Raw genomic sequence first — 19,889 nt, 5'->3', positions numbered from 1 at the left:
AGCGCGTCCAGTGCCTTTGCGTGTCTGAAGGCGCAGCGTCGAATGCTCGTCAGTCGCTGCCGCTCTACAGCGCCGCGCGTCTTATCAGACGCGCAAAGGTCGCTGCAGAACTTTGATTTGCTGCATGTCTTTGTCCTTAAATCGAAGTCGATTAAAGGAGACATGCAGTGGAACGTCGCCACGGATTTCGTGCGCAAATCGATTTCGATTTGGCGATTGATGCAGTAGGTTCCGGCAAAACTTGAAGCAAGGATATGCATGATGGCAGATATCACCCCCGTTCTCGAACGCGCAGACGCCAACCTGCCTGACAGCCTCGACCGGCTGTTCGATCTCGTTCGGATCAAGTCGATCTCCACCGACCCGGCCTTCAAGGCGGAATGCCGCAAGGCAGCCGAATGGCTGGTCGCGGAACTCAATGGCCTCGGCTTCACCGCCTCGGTGCGCGACACCCCCGGCCATCCCATGGTCGTCGCTCATCACGATGCTGCCAAGCCAGATGCGCCGCATGTGCTGTTTTACGGTCACTACGACGTCCAGCCGGTCGATCCGCTCAACCTCTGGGACACGGACCCGTTCGAGCCGGGCATCAAGGAAATCGAACCCGGCCGCAAGGTGATCACCGGCCGCGGCACGGCCGACGACAAGGGGCAGCTCTTGACCTTCGTCGAAGCGGTACGTGCCTACAAGGACGTCCATGGCGGCCTGCCCTGCCGCGTCACCATTCTGTTCGAGGGCGAAGAGGAATCCGGCTCGCCGTCGCTGAAGCCTTTCCTGGAAGCCAATGCCGCCGAACTCAAGGCCGATTATGCGCTGGTCTGCGATACCAGCATGTGGGACCGCGATACGCCGGCCATCTCCGCGGGCCTGCGCGGCCTCGTCGGCGAAGAGGTCATCGTCAGGGCTGCCGACCGCGATCTGCATTCCGGCTATTTTGGCGGCGCTGCAGCCAACCCGATCCGCATCCTCACCACCATTCTCGCCGGCCTTCACGACGAGAACAGCCGCGTAACGCTCCCAGGCTTCTACGAAGGCGTCGAAGAGACCCCGGCCCAGATCAAGGCTGCCTGGGAAACGCTCGGCCAGACGGCGGAGAAGTTCCTCGGCGAAATCGGCCTGTCGATCCCGTCGGGCGAAAAGAACCGCTCGGTGCTGGAACTGACCTGGGCGCGCCCGACCGCCGAAGTCAACGGCATCACCGGCGGCTATACCGGCGAAGGCTTCAAGACGGTGATTGCGGCCGAGGCTTCGGCGAAGGTTTCCTTCCGCCTCGTCGGCAACCAGAACCCGGAGAAGATCCGCGAGGCGTTCCGCGCCTATGTGCGCTCCAAGGTTCCGGCGGATTGCTCGGTCGAGTTCCACGCCCACGGCGGTTCTCCGGCCATCCACCTTCCTTACGAATCGCCGCTGCTCAACACGGCGAAGGTGGCGCTTTCCGACGAGTGGCCGAAGCCGGCCGTCATCATCGGCATGGGTGGCTCGATCCCGATCGTCGGCGACTTCCAGAAGATGCTTGGCATGGAATCGCTGCTGGTCGGCTTCGGCCTTTCCGACGACCGTATCCATTCGCCGAACGAGAAGTACGAGCTGCAGTCCTACCACAAGGGCATCCGCTCCTGGATCCGTATCCTGGACGCGCTCGCCGCTTGACATCATCAGAGCCGCGGCGAAGTGCTTCGCCGCGGCCTTCGACTGCGGTTGCACACACGCCAATCACGCAGCTCTCACGCGCAGTGCATCAACCGACACGCGCGCATTTCCAAACGATCGACGCGGTGTCCGCGCTTTACCGTTTCCCCTTCACCGTTTCCCGGCGGTTTCTCCGGTTTCGGCAGACCCTCAATCCTTGACCTCAGGGGTCTCAGGTGCTTCCTTTTTGTGAAACAAATCACAAAGGGAAATCGGATCATTGGCAAGGGTAAGGACCGAAGCGTCGCGCTGCGGGCGTGACGCTACGACAAAGCAGCTTAGAAAACAGGATGTCTCCGCTCGGAGAACCACTCCGGCAGCTGCAACAGAAGTGTCCTCGGAACGCCTCGCCCACGTCCTCACAACGATCGCGGCGCCTGTATGAAGAGGCTGCAGACCTATTTCTGGCCCGTTGTCGGCCTTCTCGCGATCCTCTTTTCGGTGAATGCGCTTTATCACGAGCTCCGCGGCCTTTCGCTCGACGAGTTCCTCGCAAGCTTCAACGCGATCTCGCTTAAAAGCTGGCTGTTGGCGATCTGCTCGACACTGGTCGCCTATGCGGCGCTTGCGGCTTACGACCGGCTGGCGCTCGACCATCTCGGTCACCGCATCTCGATCTGGTTCATCACGCTCTGCTCGTTCACGACCTACGCGCTGTCGCACAATCTCGGTGCCTCGGTCTTTTCCGGCGCGGTCGTTCGCTACCGGGCCTATCGCTCCAAGGGGCTTTCTCCAGGTGAAGTCGGCGTGCTCGTCGCCTTCTGCTCCTTCACCTTCACGCTCGGCACACTGGTGCTTTCGGCCATCGTCCTCCTGGTGCGACCCGACATCATCGAGCGCTTCGCCGAATTCCTGCCGGTGGAAATGTCGCTGACCACAGGCGTGCTCATCCTCGTCGTTATCGGGCTCTATGTCATCGGCAGCCTCGTCGGGCTGCCATCGTTCCGCACGCGCTGGTTCCACCTTCACTACCCGAAGCCGAGGATCGTCTTCCGGCAATTGGTGATCGCACCCGTGGAACTGATCGGCGCTGCCGGGATCATCTATTTCGCACTGCCGGAAGCCGGAAACCCGGGCTATATCGTCATCCTCGGGATCTTCCTCGCCTCGTTCTCGGCGGCGCTGCTCTCGCATGCACCGGGCGGGCTCGGCGTGCTCGAGCTGATTTTCATCGCAGCCCTGCCGGAAATGGATCCGGCCGACGTTCTGGCGGCGCTGGCCATCTTCCGCCTGCTCTACCTAGTCATCCCGTTTGTCCTGGCATTGGTGGTGATCCTCGTTTTCGAGCGGGCACGCTTCTTGGCACAACGCCCTCCCCCGGGAGGGACCGACCTTCCCTAGAGTAATTCCAGGAAAAGTGCGAAACGGTTTTCCGTCAGGAATTGCGCAATTTCAAAGACTTAGATCACTTCAGTGTTTCGATGAAACAATGAAGTGATCTAAGGGGATCGCCTGCTTCACTTTGACTGGAATTGCGGCGTGGTGGAAACTTTACGCTTCCCTCGACCCACGTCAGGGCGCGTTGCAGACCGTCGGCAGCGCCTGCTCGAGCGGCCCTTTCACTTCCTTAAGCCGCGCCGCTTCGACCTGGTAGGGCGTGAAGGGCGGCACCTGTAGCGACGGGTTGATGATGCGCGTGACATAGCAGCCGGCGAAGAACCGGACCCGCGCGCGCTTCTCGATAGACTTCACCGCAACCGGAACCGCCGAATAGATGCTGCCGGCGCCAGCCTCCGTTTTCACCTTGCCGATCTTCACCTCGACCGACACGGTGCGATCATAGCCGCGGGTGAAGGACTTGTAGCCGCCGACGGGCTTCGATTCGCCGAAATAGCCGTAGGCGCGGGCATATTCCTTGCGGTTGATGGCATTGTAGAGCGAACGGACGAGAGCTGCCCCGTCGGAGCGGTCGTCGACATAGGCGACGCCTTCCTGTGCCAGAGCCTCGCCGTTCAACGCTGCAAATGCGCCGAGGGCGAAGACGGTGGATCGAAGCTTCATGGCAGTCCTCCTTTTGTCGAGCGCCAGCCGAGCACAACAATAAGGCGAAGCCATAGCAGGATTCGCTACCCGCATGTTTCCCCAAGTCGTCGCCGACGCGGCGCTGAGCTCAGGCCGGAGGCAAGCCGGCACGGCGGCGCGCGACGACGCGCTCGCGCCACACGGTGAAGATGCCGGCGGCGACCACCAGCAGGGAGCCGACGATCATGTTGACCGTCAGCGTCTCGCTGAAAATCGTCACGCCCATGATCGAGGCAAAGACGAGCTGGAGGTAGGTGAGCGGCTGAACGGCCACCGCATCCAGCACCTCATAGGCCCGGATGAGGAAGTAGTGGCTGGAGGATCCGGTGATGCAGAGCAGCAGCATCCAGCCCCAGTCAGCCGGCGCAAGCGTGACCCAGAAGAACGGGCCGACCAGGCTGATCGCGGCAGCACCGACGACGCCGGTGTAGAAGAAACTGGTCATCGCCGAATCCTGCCGGCTGACGAGCCGCGTGACGATGACATAGAGCGCAAACAGCAGAGCCGCCCCGAGCGGCAAGAGGAAGGTCCGGTCGAACAAGCCGTCTGCGGGCTTCAGAATCAGAAGCACGCCGCCGAGACCGACGGAGATTGCCAGCCATCGCCGCCAGCCGACGCGCTCGCCGAGAAGCGGCATGGACAGGAGGGCAACGAACAGAGGCGTCGCCGCCAGGATCGCTTGCGAATGGGCAAGCCCGACCCAGGTGAAAGACGTGATCACCATGACGATCTGGGTCGGCAGCAACACGCCGCGCACGATCTGAAGCCACGGTCTCCTGGTTGTCGCCGTGATCTTCAGGCCTTCCTTGGTACGCGCAGCCAGCGCAATCGCGAAAAGTGCAAAGGCCCAATAGCGGATCATCGCGACGAAGGCCGGCGGATAGATCGCGCCCAGATGCTTGGAGATCCCGTCCTGGATCGAAAAGATGACGATCGCCAGAAGCGTGAAGATGTAGCCGTTTGCCTTGGAAGCCTGTGAGACGGTGGACGTCATGGCGCGCCGATACCTGCGAGAACCCGCCGCGCCGCCAATTGCGCACGACAGGTGCCACATACAGGGAAACACGGCCGTATTCGAGACATGAAAAGAGCCCCGTGTGGGAGGAGGTACACGGGGCTCTCGAACTTGATCGGTGACTGGGAGGAGGAGTGCCACCGACCCGCATCGGGCGCCGCGGGAGGAGGTGCAGCGCTTCGATAAGTCATATAATAATCGTGCGTCGCAGCAATTTCAAGACGTGATTTTTGCATTGCACAAAATCGTGAAGGCGAAGCGTCAGGTCGAGCCATCTTGACCCGCTGATCGGAGCCTGAGCCAGGGAACAACTCGTCGCCGGGCCGGCACGCGAAAGCCATGCATGGCGCGGTAACCAGCCGGAAACCACAACCTTTGATAGCTTTTTACTCTACTTCAGCTTTCCTGATATACGACCAGCAATATTAGAAGAAATATATTCACTCTCCATAATTGCAGGCTTTCAGATGAAATTATTGCTCCAGGTCCCCACCGCAATCATCGTTGTCCTGATCCTCGCCACCTGGATCGCCAGCCTGCGCCTCGTCGTGCTGCCACCGGGCTCCTTCAAGTTAAGAGCGATGACGGCGCTCGTTTATCAAGGGCACGACTACCGGCTGGTGGACAGCCCGCGCGCCATGTGCGACCGACAGGCCTACCAGGCGAAGGACTGCGAGGAAGTGGCGATGAACCACCTGGGGAAACGGGTTCTGTTTCGGCTTCCCTATAGCCAATGGCTCTACGACTTTACCGAGCCCGGTGCTGCGGCATCGAACGTGGCGGTCGAAGATACGCCACTGCGCAGCTCCATCCAGTAGTTGCGGCCATATGGGCTCGTTAGCACAACGGAGTGGACGTCTCACCCACTGCCACGCGCAGCGCGTCGCTTAAACGCAAGTTGTTGAAGACCATGCGTATTTCACGATGCGCTTCTTAACTCCCCCTTAAATTGCCGCATTTAAAGTTCACCCGGTCGCCGTGGCGGATGGGCGCAGAGCGCCGGTACCGCCGTCGAGATCGAAGTCACCGTCGTGGTTGAGCCAATCGGCCCCGCAGACGGCAGAGGGACAAATCCAAACGGCATGGCAACAAACGGCAGGTCAGGAGAGCGGATCGAGCCATCGTTCGGCGGAAACCAGGACGATGATGACGATTTTCGCGTCGAGGCCAGCGATCGTGTGACCGCCAGCCGCAAGGCACCCCGCGGCAAATCTTCGGGCAGCGGCAAGAAGGGCAGCAGCAAGAAGAAGGCAGCCGGCAAGCGCGGCAGCGCACGGCGCAACTCTGGCGGCGGCGGCTTTGTTGGCCTTGTCCGCACGCTGTTCTACTGGTGCATCGTGCTCGGCATCTGGGGCGCCATGGGCGTCGGCGGCCTGGTGCTCTACTACGGCGCGCGCATGCCGAGCGCCGAGAGCTGGTCGATCCCCGAGCGGCCGCCGAACGTCAAGATCCTTGCGGTCAGCGGCGACGCCATCGCCAATCGCGGCACCACCGGCGGCGAAGCGCTGTCGCTGGAAAACATGTCGCCCTATATCCCGCAGGCGGTCATCGCGATCGAGGACCGCCGCTTCTATTCGCATTTCGGCATCGATCCGCTGGGTCTCGCCCGCGCCATGCTGACGAACCTCACCACCGGCCGCATGGTGCAGGGTGGCTCGACCTTGACGCAGCAGCTTGCCAAGAACCTGTTCCTTTCGCCCGAGCGCACGCTCGAACGCAAGGTGCAGGAGGTGCTGCTCGCCTTCTGGCTCGAGCAGAAATATTCCAAGGACCAGATCCTGGCGATGTATCTCAACCGGGTGTTCTTCGGCTCCAACGCCTATGGCGTGGAGGCGGCATCGCGGCGCTATTTCAACAAATCGGCGCGCGACGTGAACCTCGGCGAGGCCGCACTGCTTGCAGGCCTGCTCAAGGCTCCTTCCCGCCTGTCGCCGGCCCGCGACCCGAAGGCTGCGGAAGAACGCGCCCAGGTCGTTCTCGGCGCCATGCGCGAGGAAGGTTACGTCACCGATAGCGAGATCAAGACGGCGATGTCGCAGACCCCGACCAAGGCGAAGAGCTACTGGTCAGGCGCCGAGCACTACGTCGCCGACATGGTGATGGACCAGCTTCCCGGCATGATCGGCGAGATCAAGGAAGATCTCATCATCGACACGACGATCGACCTCAATCTCGAGAAGAAGGCCGAGGAGGTGATCGCTGCCACGCTGGACGCCGACGGCAAGAAGCTCGACGCTTCGCAGGCAGCACTCGTCTCGATCGATGGCACCGGCGCCATCCGGGCGCTCGTCGGCGGCAAGGACTACGCAGAGAGCCAGTTCGACCGCGCCTCCAAGGCCAAGCGTCAGCCGGGCTCTGCCTTCAAGCCCTTCGTCTATGCCGCGGCACTCGAGATCGGCCGCACGCCGATGTCGATCCGCAACGACGGCCCGGTCCGGATCGGCAACTGGACGCCCGAGAATTACGACCAGAAATATCGCGGCGAGGTTACGATCGCCGATGCGCTCGCCAATTCGCTGAACACTATCGCCGCGCAATTGGTGATGGAGGTCGGGCCGCAGAACGTCGTCAAGGTCGCCCATCGCCTCGGCATCGATTCCGAGATGCAGGCCAATGCCTCGATCGCGCTCGGCACATCCGAAGTCAGCCTCGTCGAACTGACGTCGGCCTATGCCCCGTTCATGAATGGCGGCTTCAAGGCGACGCCGCATGTCATCCGCCGCATCTCCAAGGCCGACGGCACGGTGCTTTACGAAAACACCTACGACAACCCGCCGCGTGTGCTCGACCCGGCGATCGTCAGCGAAATGAACCAGATGATGGTGCGTGTGCTGACCAAAGGTACGGGCAAGAAAGCGCAGCTCAAGGGCTGGGAGGCGGCCGGCAAGACCGGTACGACGCAATCCTTCCGCGACGCGCTGTTCGTCGGCTACACCTCGAACCTGACAACCGGCGTCTGGTTCGGCAACGACGATGGCAAGTCGATGAAGAAGGTCACGGGCGGCGGCCTGCCGGCCAAGGCCTGGCACGATTTCATGATGGCGGCCCACGAGGGCCTCTCGCCCTCGCCGCTCTTCGGCACGACGGGCGTGCAGCCGGTCTTCGACGAAGGCGTAGGCGCACCGGCCGGCGACTTGCTCTCCGGCGATCCGGAAGCCTTCCCGGAAGCACCCGTGGGCGTCAATGGCGCGGTCGCAGTGGGGCAGCGCCCGGTAGACCAGGGCGGCGAATGGGATGGCCAGAGCGCCGATCAGGGCAATGGCGGTCTCGTACCACCGGCCGATGTCGGCCAGACGACGGGTGCCACGCGCCGCACGACCCTCTTCGACATTTTGACCGGCGGTTGAGCCGGCGCGACTGGCGCTGCAAGCGTGCGACTGGTGCCATTCTCACCAGCCGCGCATAGCCCATTTCTAGCTAGGCAAATCCCGGACTTGCATTTGCCCCCAAACGCCCCGCAGAATGCCTTGCAGTCCGAAACGCCGGTCCTTATATACGCCGCATCGGCGCAGTCTCGACTGCGAAGAAATCCTGAGACCATCCCGTTAGGGGCTGTCTTACGAATGCCTGACCGGGTTCCGACAGTCCGCTGCAAGGAGAGAACGACATGGCTAAAGTTATTGGTATTGACCTGGGAACGACCAACTCCTGCGTCGCCGTCATGGACGGAAAAGACGCGAAGGTGATCGAAAACGCCGAGGGTGCGCGCACGACCCCCTCGATGGTGGCATTCAGCGACGACGGCGAACGTCTCGTCGGCCAGCCGGCCAAGCGCCAGGCCGTCACCAATCCGGAAAACACGCTTTTTGCGATCAAGCGCCTGATCGGCCGGACCTTCCAGGACCCGACCACGCAAAAAGACAAGGACATGGTTCCTTACAAGATCATCAAGGCCGACAATGGCGACGCCTGGGTCGAAGCGCACGGCAAGGATTATTCCCCGTCGCAGATCTCCGCCATGATCCTTCAGAAGATGAAGGAAACGGCCGAATCCTACCTCGGTGAAAAGGTCGAAAAGGCCGTCATCACCGTTCCGGCCTACTTCAACGACGCCCAGCGCCAGGCAACCAAGGATGCCGGCAAGATCGCGGGCCTTGAAGTTCTGCGCATCATCAACGAGCCGACCGCGGCAGCCCTTGCCTACGGCCTCGACAAGAAGGACGGCAAGACGATCGCCGTCTACGACTTGGGCGGTGGTACCTTCGATATCTCGGTTCTGGAAATCGGCGACGGCGTCTTCGAAGTGAAGTCGACCAACGGCGACACCTTCCTCGGCGGTGAAGACTTCGACATGCGTCTCGTCGAATACCTCGCCGGCGAGTTCAAGAAGGAACAGGGCATCGACCTGAAGAACGACAAGCTCGCCCTTCAGCGCCTGAAGGAAGCTGCCGAAAAGGCCAAGATCGAGCTGTCCTCGTCGCAGCAGACCGAAATCAACCTGCCGTTCATCACGGCTGACGCTTCCGGTCCGAAGCACCTGACGATGAAGCTGTCGCGCGCCAAGTTCGAAAGCCTGGTCGACGACCTGATCCAGCGCACCGTTGCGCCGTGCAAGGCAGCCCTCAAGGATGCCGGCGTCTCGGCTGCCGAGATCGACGAAGTCGTTCTCGTCGGCGGCATGAGCCGCATGCCGAAGGTTCAGGAAACCGTGAAGCAGTTGTTCGGCAAGGAGCCGCACAAGGGCGTGAACCCGGATGAAGTGGTCGCCATGGGCGCCGCCATCCAGGCCGGCGTTCTGCAGGGCGACGTCAAGGACGTTCTTCTGCTCGACGTCACCCCGCTGTCGCTCGGCATCGAAACGCTCGGTGGCGTCTTCACCCGCCTGATCGAACGCAACACGACGATCCCGACCAAGAAGTCGCAGACCTTCTCGACCGCCGACGACAACCAGTCGGCCGTGACGATCCGCGTCTCCCAGGGTGAGCGTGAAATGGCCGCCGACAACAAGCTGCTCGGCCAGTTCGACCTCGTCGGCATTCCGCCGGCACCGCGCGGCATGCCGCAGATCGAAGTCACCTTCGACATCGACGCCAACGGCATCGTGCAGGTTTCGGCCAAGGACAAGGGCACCGGCAAGGAGCACCAGATCCGCATTCAGGCTTCTGGCGGTCTTTCCGACGCCGACATCGAAAAGATGGTCAAGGATGCCGAAGCCAATGCCGAGGCCGACAAGAAGCGCCGCGAAGGCGTCGAAGCCAAGAACCAGGCCGAAAGCCTGATCCACTCCAGCGAGAAGTCGCTGAAGGATTACGGCGACAAGGTTTCGGAAGCCGACCGCAAGGCGATCTCCGACGCGATTGCCGCACTGAAGACTGCCGTCGAAGCCTCCGAGCCGGACGCCGAAGACATCAAGGCCAAGACCAACACGCTGATGGAAGTTTCCATGAAGCTCGGCCAGGCGATCTATGAAGCGCAGCAGACGGAAGCCGCCCATGCGGATGCCGCAGCAGACGCGGCGCGCGACGGCGATGTCGTCGATGCCGACTACGAAGAAGTCAACGACGAGGACGACCGCAAGCGTTCGGCCTAATCCGTCCCTTCGATCAGACGAAAAGCCCGGGTTCGCCCGGGCTTTTTGTTATCTGCACAGCCCGGCGCGACGGGCAAAAGTGGCGACAAGTGCCGCGAGCCGCTGCAAACGTTACTTTTCCGACAAAAAACCGCATCTACCACCGCTCGGGCTATGGTATCGCGCTTCAAGGTTTACTAAATCGGTGGCAAGGTAAACGGGCAGCCGCCGAGCCCTCGCGCTGGCATGCCAACAGGATAATCTTCGACGAATGAAACGTGATCTCTACGAAACGCTTGGCGTTGCCAAGAACGCCGACGAGAAGGAGCTAAAGGGCGCCTTCCGCAAGCTCGCAATGAAGTATCACCCGGACAAGAACCCCGGCGACGCGGCAGCGGAGAAGACCTTCAAGGAAATCAACGAGGCCTATGAGACCCTCAAGGACCCGCAGAAGCGCGCCGCTTACGATCGCTACGGTCATGCGGCCTTCGAGCAGGGCGGCATGGGCAACGGCTTCGGCGGCGGGGGGGCCGGCGGCTTCTCCGACATTTTCGAAGACATCTTCGGCGAGATGATGGGTGGCGGGCGCCAGCGGCGTTCCTCGGGCGGCCGCGAACGCGGCGCCGATCTTCGCTACAACATGGAGATCTCGCTCGAGGAAGCCTTCAGCGGCAAGACCGCGCAGATCCGCGTTCCAACCTCGATCACCTGCGACGTCTGCAGCGGCTCCGGCGCCAAGCCCGGCACGAGCCCTAAGACCTGCGGCACCTGTCACGGCTCCGGTCGCGTGCGCGCTGCCCAGGGCTTCTTCTCGATCGAACGCACCTGCCCGACCTGCGGCGGGCGCGGCCAGACGATCACCGATCCCTGCGGCAAGTGCCATGGCCAGGGTCGTGTCACCGAAGAGCGCACGCTCTCGGTCAACATTCCGGCCGGCATCGAGGACGGAACGCGTATCCGCCTCTCCGGCGAAGGCGAAGCGGGGCTTCGCGGCGGACCGGCAGGCGACCTCTACATTTTCCTCTCGGTCCGGCCGCATGAGTTCTACCAGCGCGACGGCGCCGATCTCTATTGCAGCGTGCCGATCTCGATGACGACGGCAGCTCTTGGCGGCAAGTTCGATGTGACCACGCTCGACGGCACCAAGTCGCGCGTCACGGTTCCCGAGGGCACCCAGGCGGGCAAGCAGTTTCGTCTCAAGGGCAAGGGCATGCCGGTGCTGCGCTCGGCCCAGTCCGGCGACCTCTACATCCAGATCCAGATCGAAACGCCGCAGAAGCTGACCAAGCGCCAGCGCGAACTGCTGCAGGAATTCGAACAGATCTCCTCGAAGGACAACAATCCGGAATCGACGGGCTTCTTCGCCCGGATGAAGGACTTCTTCGATACGCTGAGCGACTAAGGCGCCCGGCGTTCCCACAGCGATCTTGCGCGCCGGATAGGGCGCGCAGTGCTGTAAGCTTCACGTCATGGCCGCAAGCTGCCACAGCCCGGCCATGACGAGCGCCACCCCAGCGATACGGGACAGGAGCCGGCCGCCGGGCACCACCTTTTCGGCGAGCACGAAGATGGCGATCGCCGCGATCCACAACACGTTCATCACCCCGCCGACGAACAGAAGCGCCATCAGCGCCCAGCAGCAGCCGACGCAATAAAGGCCGTGTCGCAGGCCGAGGCCGAAGGCGGCACCCGCCTCGCGGCGAAATCCGCCGTGGTTCTGGATGAATAGCAGCGGCGACTGGCATTGCCTGAGGCAACGATCCTTGAGCGACGTCCACTGAAACAGGCCGACGGCGACGAGGACCGCACCGCTCAAGGCTTGGTTGGCGCTCGAAAGCATTGGGGTGAGCAGCAAGGCATGATCCAGGAGCCATTGCCCGAGAACGGCAATCAGCGCGAACAAGGTCCAGGCCAGCAGATAGCCGCCGGCGAAGAAGCCGGTTGCGGCGAAGGGCTTGCCCTGCTGTGCCGCCTGTCTTCCGACCCGAGCATAGAGCAGGATCATCGGCGTTGCCGACGGCACCATCATACCAACCATCATGACAGCCCACATGACAAAGGCATAGGCGAAGGTTGCCGCGGTCCAGGGACCGGCGGCCGCAGTCGCCATCGATGTCATCGATCCCCCTTGCGCCTCCATAGGCATGTTCATCGGCATGTCCATGGGCATCTCCATGTCCATGCCCGAGCCCATATCCATGGTGCCGGAGGCTGCCGGGGGCGCAGCCATGTCCATGGCCGAAGCCAGCCACAGGACGTAAATCCAGCTGATCGCCGTCAGCGTAATCAGCGCCGCCACAACGATGGCGCGGTCGCGCCTGAGCAGGGTTTCGAGCGCCGTATCCTTCATCGACGTCAGTGGATCACGCCGCTTTCGGTCAGGTGCATGCGCGCGAAATGAGCATGCGAGTCCGCCAGTGCCAAGGTCAGCGGCCCCTTGGTATCGGCCCATCCGCGCCCGACTTCGCAGACGTCGTATTCGAAGCCCTGGGGGAGATTGATGCGCGCCTGATGGGCGGCGCCGGTCACCGGATTGAGGATCGGTTCGCCGCGAGCGACGAGCCAGCCCGGCACATTCAGCCGCGCCGTACGCGCGCCGACATCGACCTCGAAATCGATTTCGGCAAAGACAGGCTCGTGCATGGTTTCGAAGGTCGTCGCAAAGACCTGGAAGAAGGTGGCACCCGGTTCCGTATCCTCGCCGCTCATAATGCGCAGCAACGCACCGCGCTGTTCGGCGGAGGCGCGGCTATCGACGATCGGCACAACCTGCCCCCTCCCCTCGTGGATGGCGCCCGGCCAGGCGGCGATCAGGCCGCCACGAAGCCCATCGAGCCGCGTATCGCCGTGATAGCCTTCCTCGATCTCGAAGGCGCCGACGGCGCTGCAATGGCCTTGTGTCGGCAATGCATTGAACTGGCAAGGACAGCCATAGGCGCAGTTGCAATGTATGAATTCGCGCCCCTTCATCATCCATCTCACACTCGTCATCGTCTCCTCCTGGGATCTGATCGGTGTTCCGTCTATGTCGATTTCTTGCGACTGGATGCATTCCATTAGATTGCAGAAATATACTCCTCCCAACCAGCGATGCCAACGGCCGGCCGAAGACGACGGGAAGCGCCGCGCATCCGATTGAACACGCGGCGCTTCTGTCTGTTCGTTAGAGTTAAGCCGTGATCAGAGCGTCGCCATGCCGCCATCGATGATCAGTTCGGCGCCGACAGTGAAAGCAGCCTCGTCGGAGGCGAGGAAGACGACCGCCTTGGCGATTTCGCTTGCGTTGCCGAAGCGGCCAAGCGGGATCTGCGCAGCGATCGCATCAACAACCTGCTTGTTTTCCTCCACCGTCGGGGCATGGCCGTCATGCAGCGGCGTGCGGATCGGGCCGGGGCTGACGGCGTTGACCCGGATGCCGCGGCCGATGAGTTCGCCGGAGAGCGTTTTGGCGAGCGATAGCAGCCCCGCCTTGGTCAAGGCATAGACGCTTGAGGTCGGCATGCCGATATGGGCGTTGATCGAGGTGTTGAGCACGATCGATGCCGGTTTGGACAAGACCGGCAGCAAGGCCTGGATCAGGAAATACGGTCCCTTGAGGTTGATGGCGAGCGAGCGGTCGAAGCTTGCCTCGTCCCACTGCTCGATCGGCTGCAGCTTGGCGATGCCGGCATTGATGAACAGGATATCGAGCGTGCCCAAGGCGGCGCGGATCTTTTCAGCGACGGCGGCCTGGCCGGCGACATTGCCGGCATCGGCCTCGATGATCAGAGCTGTCTCGCCAAGGACGGCGCGTGCTTCGGCAATGTTCTTCGGATTGGTGCCGGTGACGGCGACCCTTGCGCCTTCGGCGATGAACTGGCGTGCGGTTTCGAGACCGATGCCGCTGGTGCCGCCGGTGATGAGTGCCGTCTTGTTCTGCAAACGTGACATGATGAAAGTCCTCTTGTTGGGTTGAAGAGGAGATCGGCTCGGTTGGCTGGAACCGTCGTCCTCGAATGCAGACAGATATGGCGGAAAACGATCGTTCGGATTAGTCTTCCAATTGTGGAACTCGAATTCGGAAAAGTCGAACGATGGTGAAGATCGAGGGAATAACCGCCTTTGTCGCGGTCGCCGAAGCTGGCTCGATCAGTGAAGCGGCGCGGCGCCTGCGCCTGTCGAAATCCGTCGTCAGCGAACGCGTGGCGGAACTGGAGCGCGGGCTCAACGCCACGCTCCTCCATCGCACGACGCGCAAGCTGACGCTCACCGAGGACGGCATCGCCTTCCGCGAGCGCGCCGTCAGGATCGTCAGCGAGGTGCAGGCGGCCGCGAGCGACCTTGCCGAGCGGCGCGGACAGCTGACGGGGCCGCTTCGGATCGCCGCGCCCGTCAGCTTTGGCCGCCGGCATCTCGGTCCGGCGCTCTATCCGTTCCTGGCGCGCCATCCGGAAATCGAACTGACGCTCGACCTCGACGACCGGCGGGTCGATGCGGCCTCGGAAGGCTACGACGCGATTGTCCGCCACGGCGTGATCGCAGATTCCCGCCTGATGGTTTGGAAACTTGCCAGAAGCCGGCGCCTGCTCGTCGCCTCGCCCGATTATCTTGAACGACACGGCACGCCGGCGTCGCTTGCCGAGCTCGAAGGCCATCGCGGCGTCTTCTACACCAATCGCGGTGCGGCCGATTGGCGGTTCGAGGGACCTTCCGGTGCAACGATCGTCAGGGCGCGCCTGGCCCTCGGCATGAACAATGGCGACATGATGCACGACGCCGCCGTCGCCGGGCTCGGCATCGCGCTGTTGCCCGCCTTCATCGCCGGCCCCGCGGTGCGCGAAGGGCAATTGCGTGAGATCGATGTCGGGCTGCGTCCGGAGCCCGAATTCATCTACATGGCGCATCCGGAAGGACGACGCGTCTCCGCCAAGCTCCGAGCCATCGCCCAACATCTGAAGGAAGCTTTTGGCGATCCGCCCTATTGGGATCCGTGAACCGTTTCCGCAACCCTGGCGTAATCGCTGTCGGCGACGGTATCTCGCCGATTGCCGATCGAGTCTCGACAGAAGCTTGATCGAAATCGGCTGGCATGCGCTTCGCACCCATCGCATGGTTTCCTATCTTCTCATCATGCGGACCTTCTTTCTGAACTGGATCGTCGCCATGACGCTTGGCACCGCCGCCCATGCGGACAACCTTTCCGCGGCTCCGACCGATGCCGAAATCCTGAATATTCTGACCGATCGAATCGACAAGCAGCAGCAGTCGGTCGGCATTGTCGTCGGAATCATCGATGCCGATGGACGACGCATCGTCGCGCATGGCCATCCGGCCAAAGGTGACCCGCGCCCGGTCGATGGACGGACCGTGTTCGAGATCGGCTCGGTCACCAAAGTCTTCACCGCGCTGTTGCTCGCGGACGCGATTGAAAAAGGCACGCTGCGCCTCGACACGCCCGTCTCCACGTTGCTTCCGCCAGGTGTGGCGATGCCGGACGACAAGGAGGAGCCGGTCACGCTGAAGGACCTGGCGACGCACATGTCCGGTCTGCCGCGGCTACCCACCAATCTGGACCCGACAGACACAAGCAATCCGTATGCGGACTACGGCACTGCAAAGCTTTATGCCTTCCTGTCCCATCACAAGCCGCTGCGGCGCCCTGGCGTCGAGCACGAGTACTCCAATCTCGGCGCCGGGCTTCTCGGCCACGCGCTCGCCTTGAAGGCCGGCCTTTCCTACGAAGAGCTCGTCATCAGCCGCATCACAGCGCCTCTCGACATGAAGGACACGGCGATCTCGTCGCAGCCCGGCTGGGCCGAAAGGCGGGCGACGGACCACAATGCGGCGCTGGAGCCGGTGAGAGACTGGGATCTCAACGCGCTGCAAGGAGCCGGCGCGCTGCGCTCCACGACGAACGATCTTCTGATATTCCTGGAGGCGGCCATGGGGAAAACGTCATCGCCGCTGGCGCCGGCCTTCACCATGCTACTTGCGACCCGGCAGCCGCTCGGCAACGGGGGAGACGACCAGCAGGCACTCGGCTGGGTGATCTCGGGCAAGGGCGACGAGCAGATTATCTGGCACAATGGCGGGACCGGCGGCTATCGGTCCTTCGTCGGCTACCGACCGTCGACCGGTATCGGCGTCGTCGCCCTCTCCAATGCGTCGACCGAGGTCGGCGTGGACGATATCGGCCAACACCTGCTCAACCGCAACGCTCCGCTTGCGCCGGCAAATGTCAGGCGCACTGCGATAACCGTCGATCCGACGAGCTATGACGCCTATGTCGGCACCTATCGGCTGGCCCCCAGCTTCGAGCTGACGATCTTTCGCGATGGAGATCGGCTGTTTGCCCAGGCAACGGGACAGGATCGGATCGAAATCTTTCCGGAGGCCGAACACCGTTTCTTTGCGAAGCTTATCGATGCGCAGATCAGCTTCACCGTAACCGGCACCCGCGCCGGGAGCCTGACCTTGCATCAGGGCGGGCGGGACAGCCCCGCGCCTCGGATCGAGAAATGATGCACGTCTCCCGCCGATTGAAGCGGGAGACGCTGTTCGCTTCGATCAGAAGATCAGATCGATCAGGAAATAGGCGAGCGCCGAAATCGCCGCCGCGGCCGGCATGGTGATGAACCAGGCAATCACGATATTGCCGGCAAGCCCCCAGCGGACCGCCGAGACGCGCCGCGCCGCACCGACGCCGATGATCGCACCGGTGATGGTGTGCGTCGTCGAGACGGGAATGCCGAGCCAGGTGGCGGCAAAGAGCGTGATCGCCCCGCCGGTTTCGGCGCAGAAGCCCTGCATAGGATTGAGCCTGGTAATCTTCGAGCCCATGGTGTGCACGATGCGCCAGCCGCCGAACAGCGTGCCGAGCGCGATTGCCGCCTGGCAGGTTATGACCACCCAGAAGGGCACGTAGAACTCCGAACCGAGATAGCCCTGCGAGAAGAGCAGAACGGCAATGATGCCCATGGTCTTCTGCGCGTCATTGCCGCCGTGGCCGAGCGAATAGAGCGAGGCGGAAACGAACTGCATCACGCGGAAGGTGCGGTCGACGGCAAAGGGCGTCTGCCGCACGAAAATCCAGGAGACGATCAACACCAGGAGCAAGGCCAGGAAGAAGCCTATCGCCGGCGACATGAAGATGGCGCCGACGGTCTTCAGAAGACCGGTCCAGACGATGGAACTAAAGCCGGTGCTGGCAAGGCCGGCACCGACGAGGCCGCCGATCAGCGCATGCGACGAACTCGACGGAATGCCGAAGAGCCAGGTGACGATGTTCCAGACGATCGCCCCCATGAGGGCCGAAAAGATCACCAGCGGCGTGACGATGCCGGGATCGATGATGCCCTTGCCGAGCGTCTCGGCCACATGCAGGCCAAAGAACAGGAAGGCGATGAAGTTGAAGAATGCCGCCCACAAGACCGCATATTGCGGTCTGAGCACCCGCGTCGAGACGATCGTCGCAATCGAGTTGGCGGCATCGTGCAGGCCGTTCAGGAAGTCGAAGAACAGCGCGATGCCAATCAGCCCGACGAGCAACGGAAAGGCGAGCGTCGCATCCATCAGACGTTCTCGATCACGATGCCGCTGATTTCATTGGCGACGTCCTCGAAGCGGTCGATCACCTTTTCGAGCTCGCCATAGATCTCGCTGCCGATGATATAGGCCATCGGGTTGCTGGCGCCGTGGCGGCGGAAGAGATCCTTGAGGCCGAGGTCGTGCAATTCATCGGCACGCCCCTCGATGCGGGTAACGTCCTCGGCGATGGCGATGAGGCGATTGTGATTGGCTCCGATACGGTCGAGCAACGGAATGGCCTCGCCGATCAGATGCGCGGCCTGGACGATGATCGTCGCCATCTCGCGCATGCCCGGGTCGAATGTCTTCTGCTCGTAGAGCCGGATCGTCTTGACCGTCTTGTGCATCATGTCGATGGCATCGTCCATCGACTGGATCAGGTCCTTGATGTCGCCGCGGTCGAAGGGCGTGATGAAGGACCGGCGCACCGCCAGGAGCACCTCGCCAGTAATATGATCCGCTTCATCCTCAAGCGCGACGATCCGGTCGCACTGTTTCTCCATGTCGTCGCCACCGGCAAGCAGCCTGTCGAGCGCTTCGGCGGCACCGACAACGGAGAGCGCGTGTTTTGCGAAAAGGTCGAAGAAGCGGTCTTCGCGGGGAAGCAGTTTGCGGAACCAAGCCAGCATTACAAATATATCCATCCGTGGATTGTCATGAAACTGTCATATTTGACCGAGGCGCTCAAGAAAAGCACCTGATTCAAGGGGTTTGTCGCCTATCCCCTGCCGATATCGACCTATCCCAGGCGATATCGACGCGCTGGCCATTTCGCCTTGCCTTGGCCAACGCTTTCGTCCTACTGCATGTCTCCTTAAATCGACCTCGATTTAAGGACGAAGACATGCAGCAATTCAAAGTGCTACAGCGACCTTTGCGCGTCTCATAAGACGCGCGGCGCTGTAGCTGGCGCCCAACGTCGAATCCGGTTTGCCCATGCCCCACAAGGTCTTTCTCAACCGCTTGAAGCTCACGGAGTTCCGCAATTATGCGGCTCTCTCGCTGGAGCTCGACCAGCGCCATGTGGTGCTGACGGGAGAGAACGGCGCCGGCAAGACCAATTTGATGGAAGCGGTTTCCTTCCTCTCACCAGGACGGGGCTTGAGGCGCGCGGCCTATGCCGACGTCACCCGTGTCGGCGCGAGCGACGGGTTTTCCGTCTTTGCGGAGGTCGAGGGCATGGAGGGGCCGGTCGAAATCGGCACCGGCACCGCCGGGGTAACCGAGGGCCAATCCCGGCGGCTGCGGCTCAACGGAACGCCGGCATCAACCGTCGACGAACTGACGGATCACCTGCGCGTTCTCTGGCTGACGCCATCGATGGACGGGCTCTTCACCGGGCCTTCGGCCGACCGGCGGCGGTTCCTCGATCGGCTGGTGCTTTCGCTCGATCCGGAGCATGGCCGACGCGCCAGCGAATTCGATCGGGCGATGCGCAGCCGCAACCGGCTGCTCGGCGAGTTTCGCCCGGATCCGTCCTGGCTGACGGCGATTGAGCGAGAGATGGCCGGTCTCGGCGTCTCCATGGCGCTGGCAAGGCAGGAAATGCTCGGCCTCTTGACCGCGCTCGTCGAGCGGAATGTCGATGACAGCGTTTTTCCGTCCGCCCGCCTGGCGCTGTCCGGCTTTCTCGACGACGAGGGTCATCGCCCGGCCTATGATCTCGAAGAGCAATATCTGACAATGCTGCGCGACGGACGGCCGCGCGACGCAGCGGCGGGCCGGACGCTCGATGGACCGCACCGAAGCGACCTGCTGGTGCGTCATCGGGACAAGGACATGGAAGCCGCACGCTGCTCGACCGGCGAGCAGAAGGCGCTGCTCGTCGGACTGGTGCTGGCGCATGCGCGCCTCGTCGGCGACATGACTGGCCACGCGCCGATCCTGTTGCTTGACGAGATCGCCGCGCATCTCGACGTCAACCGGCGTGCGGCGCTGTTCGACCTCGTCGATGGTCTTGGCGGCCAGGCCTTCATGACCGGTACCGACCAGGCCATGTTCGAGGCGCTTGGCGAACGCGGTCGCTTCCTGACCGTTTCGCACGGGAGCGTTACGGGATAAGCAAGAGCGGATGAGGAAAAGTGTGTG

General features: G+C 62.4%; 16 protein-coding genes. 9 read left to right on the top strand and 7 right to left on the bottom strand.

Features of this window, described 5'->3' with window-relative positions; all coding sequences use genetic code 11:
• Positions 1-258: 258 nt before the first annotated feature.
• Both AC3WWH_RS00340 and AC3WWH_RS00335 read left to right on the top strand, forming a co-directional pair.
• Entirely contained in the window at positions 259-1,650 is a 1,392-nt protein-coding gene (locus AC3WWH_RS00340) for a M20/M25/M40 family metallo-hydrolase (RefSeq protein WP_058324486.1), read from the top strand.
• A 420-nt stretch (positions 1,651-2,070) separates the two neighbouring features.
• Complete coding sequence (locus tag AC3WWH_RS00335) at positions 2,071-3,030, top strand: lysylphosphatidylglycerol synthase transmembrane domain-containing protein (protein WP_058324485.1); 960 nt, start codon at positions 2,071-2,073, stop codon at positions 3,028-3,030.
• 171 nt (positions 3,031-3,201) lie between these two features.
• Here the strand turns inward: AC3WWH_RS00335 and AC3WWH_RS00330 are convergent, their stop codons facing one another.
• Both AC3WWH_RS00330 and AC3WWH_RS00325 read right to left on the bottom strand, forming a co-directional pair.
• Positions 3,202-3,690 carry a hypothetical protein gene (locus tag AC3WWH_RS00330; protein ID WP_057247766.1) on the bottom strand — a complete coding sequence of 163 codons (489 nt, stop codon included), beginning with the start codon at positions 3,688-3,690 and terminating at the stop codon, positions 3,202-3,204.
• Between the two features lie 109 nt (positions 3,691-3,799).
• Positions 3,800-4,705 carry a DMT family transporter gene (locus tag AC3WWH_RS00325; protein WP_113398981.1) on the bottom strand — a complete coding sequence of 302 codons (906 nt, stop codon included), beginning with the start codon at positions 4,703-4,705 and terminating at the stop codon, positions 3,800-3,802.
• Between the two features lie 488 nt (positions 4,706-5,193).
• Between AC3WWH_RS00325 and AC3WWH_RS00320 the strand changes: the two genes are divergently transcribed.
• The 4 genes from AC3WWH_RS00320 to dnaJ all read left to right on the top strand — a co-directional run bounded on the left by AC3WWH_RS00320 (position 5,194) and on the right by dnaJ (position 11,637).
• On the top strand, positions 5,194-5,544 hold the full coding sequence (locus tag AC3WWH_RS00320; RefSeq protein WP_057247764.1) for a hypothetical protein: 351 nt from the start codon (positions 5,194-5,196) through the stop codon (positions 5,542-5,544).
• A 264-nt stretch (positions 5,545-5,808) separates the two neighbouring features.
• Positions 5,809-8,073: a transglycosylase domain-containing protein gene (locus AC3WWH_RS00315; RefSeq protein ID WP_057247763.1), complete on the top strand. Its 2,265-nt coding sequence runs from the start codon at positions 5,809-5,811 to the stop codon at positions 8,071-8,073.
• 260 nt (positions 8,074-8,333) lie between these two features.
• Positions 8,334-10,256 carry a molecular chaperone DnaK gene (gene dnaK, locus AC3WWH_RS00310; RefSeq protein WP_057247762.1) on the top strand — a complete coding sequence of 641 codons (1,923 nt, stop codon included), beginning with the start codon at positions 8,334-8,336 and terminating at the stop codon, positions 10,254-10,256.
• A 250-nt stretch (positions 10,257-10,506) separates the two neighbouring features.
• Complete coding sequence (gene dnaJ, locus AC3WWH_RS00305; protein ID WP_057247761.1) at positions 10,507-11,637, top strand: molecular chaperone DnaJ; 1,131 nt, start codon at positions 10,507-10,509, stop codon at positions 11,635-11,637.
• Positions 11,638-11,697: 60 nt separating this feature from the next.
• On the opposite strand, the gene AC3WWH_RS00300 is transcribed toward dnaJ, so the two are convergent.
• From AC3WWH_RS00300 to AC3WWH_RS00290, 3 genes are all read right to left on the bottom strand, one after another.
• Positions 11,698-12,585 (bottom strand): DUF2182 domain-containing protein, encoded by an 888-nt coding sequence (locus AC3WWH_RS00300; protein WP_058324482.1) that lies wholly within the window; start codon positions 12,583-12,585, stop codon positions 11,698-11,700.
• 5 nt (positions 12,586-12,590) lie between these two features.
• Complete coding sequence (locus tag AC3WWH_RS00295; protein WP_057247759.1) at positions 12,591-13,226, bottom strand: DUF1326 domain-containing protein; 636 nt, start codon at positions 13,224-13,226, stop codon at positions 12,591-12,593.
• Positions 13,227-13,415: 189 nt separating this feature from the next.
• The gene (locus AC3WWH_RS00290; protein WP_058324481.1) at positions 13,416-14,165 is read right to left on the bottom strand and encodes an SDR family oxidoreductase; all 750 of its coding nucleotides are present in this window, start codon (positions 14,163-14,165) and stop codon (positions 13,416-13,418) included.
• A gap of 143 nt (positions 14,166-14,308) precedes the next feature.
• Between AC3WWH_RS00290 and AC3WWH_RS00285 the strand changes: the two genes are divergently transcribed.
• Positions 14,309-15,208 (top strand): LysR family transcriptional regulator, encoded by a 900-nt coding sequence (locus tag AC3WWH_RS00285; RefSeq protein ID WP_058324480.1) that lies wholly within the window; start codon positions 14,309-14,311, stop codon positions 15,206-15,208.
• A 76-nt stretch (positions 15,209-15,284) separates the two neighbouring features.
• Positions 15,285-16,736 (top strand): serine hydrolase, encoded by a 1,452-nt coding sequence (locus tag AC3WWH_RS00280; protein ID WP_058324479.1) that lies wholly within the window; start codon positions 15,285-15,287, stop codon positions 16,734-16,736.
• 45 nt (positions 16,737-16,781) lie between these two features.
• Here the strand turns inward: AC3WWH_RS00280 and AC3WWH_RS00275 are convergent, their stop codons facing one another.
• Positions 16,782-17,786, bottom strand: a complete 1,005-nt coding sequence (locus AC3WWH_RS00275; protein ID WP_058324478.1) for an inorganic phosphate transporter — start codon at positions 17,784-17,786, stop codon at positions 16,782-16,784.
• Complete coding sequence (locus AC3WWH_RS00270) at positions 17,786-18,430, bottom strand: DUF47 family protein (protein ID WP_058324477.1); 645 nt, start codon at positions 18,428-18,430, stop codon at positions 17,786-17,788. Before AC3WWH_RS00270 ends, AC3WWH_RS00275 begins: the two co-directional genes overlap by 1 nt.
• A gap of 307 nt (positions 18,431-18,737) precedes the next feature.
• Between AC3WWH_RS00270 and recF the strand changes: the two genes are divergently transcribed.
• On the top strand, positions 18,738-19,862 hold the full coding sequence (gene recF, locus AC3WWH_RS00265) for a DNA replication/repair protein RecF (RefSeq protein ID WP_058324476.1): 1,125 nt from the start codon (positions 18,738-18,740) through the stop codon (positions 19,860-19,862).
• Positions 19,863-19,889: the final 27 nt, after the last annotated feature.

Source organism: Ensifer sp. EB106-03-01-XG145, assembly GCF_058792075.1.
The sequence above is the reverse complement of the archived record's forward strand: the minus strand, read 5'-3'. Positions and strand labels throughout refer to the sequence as shown.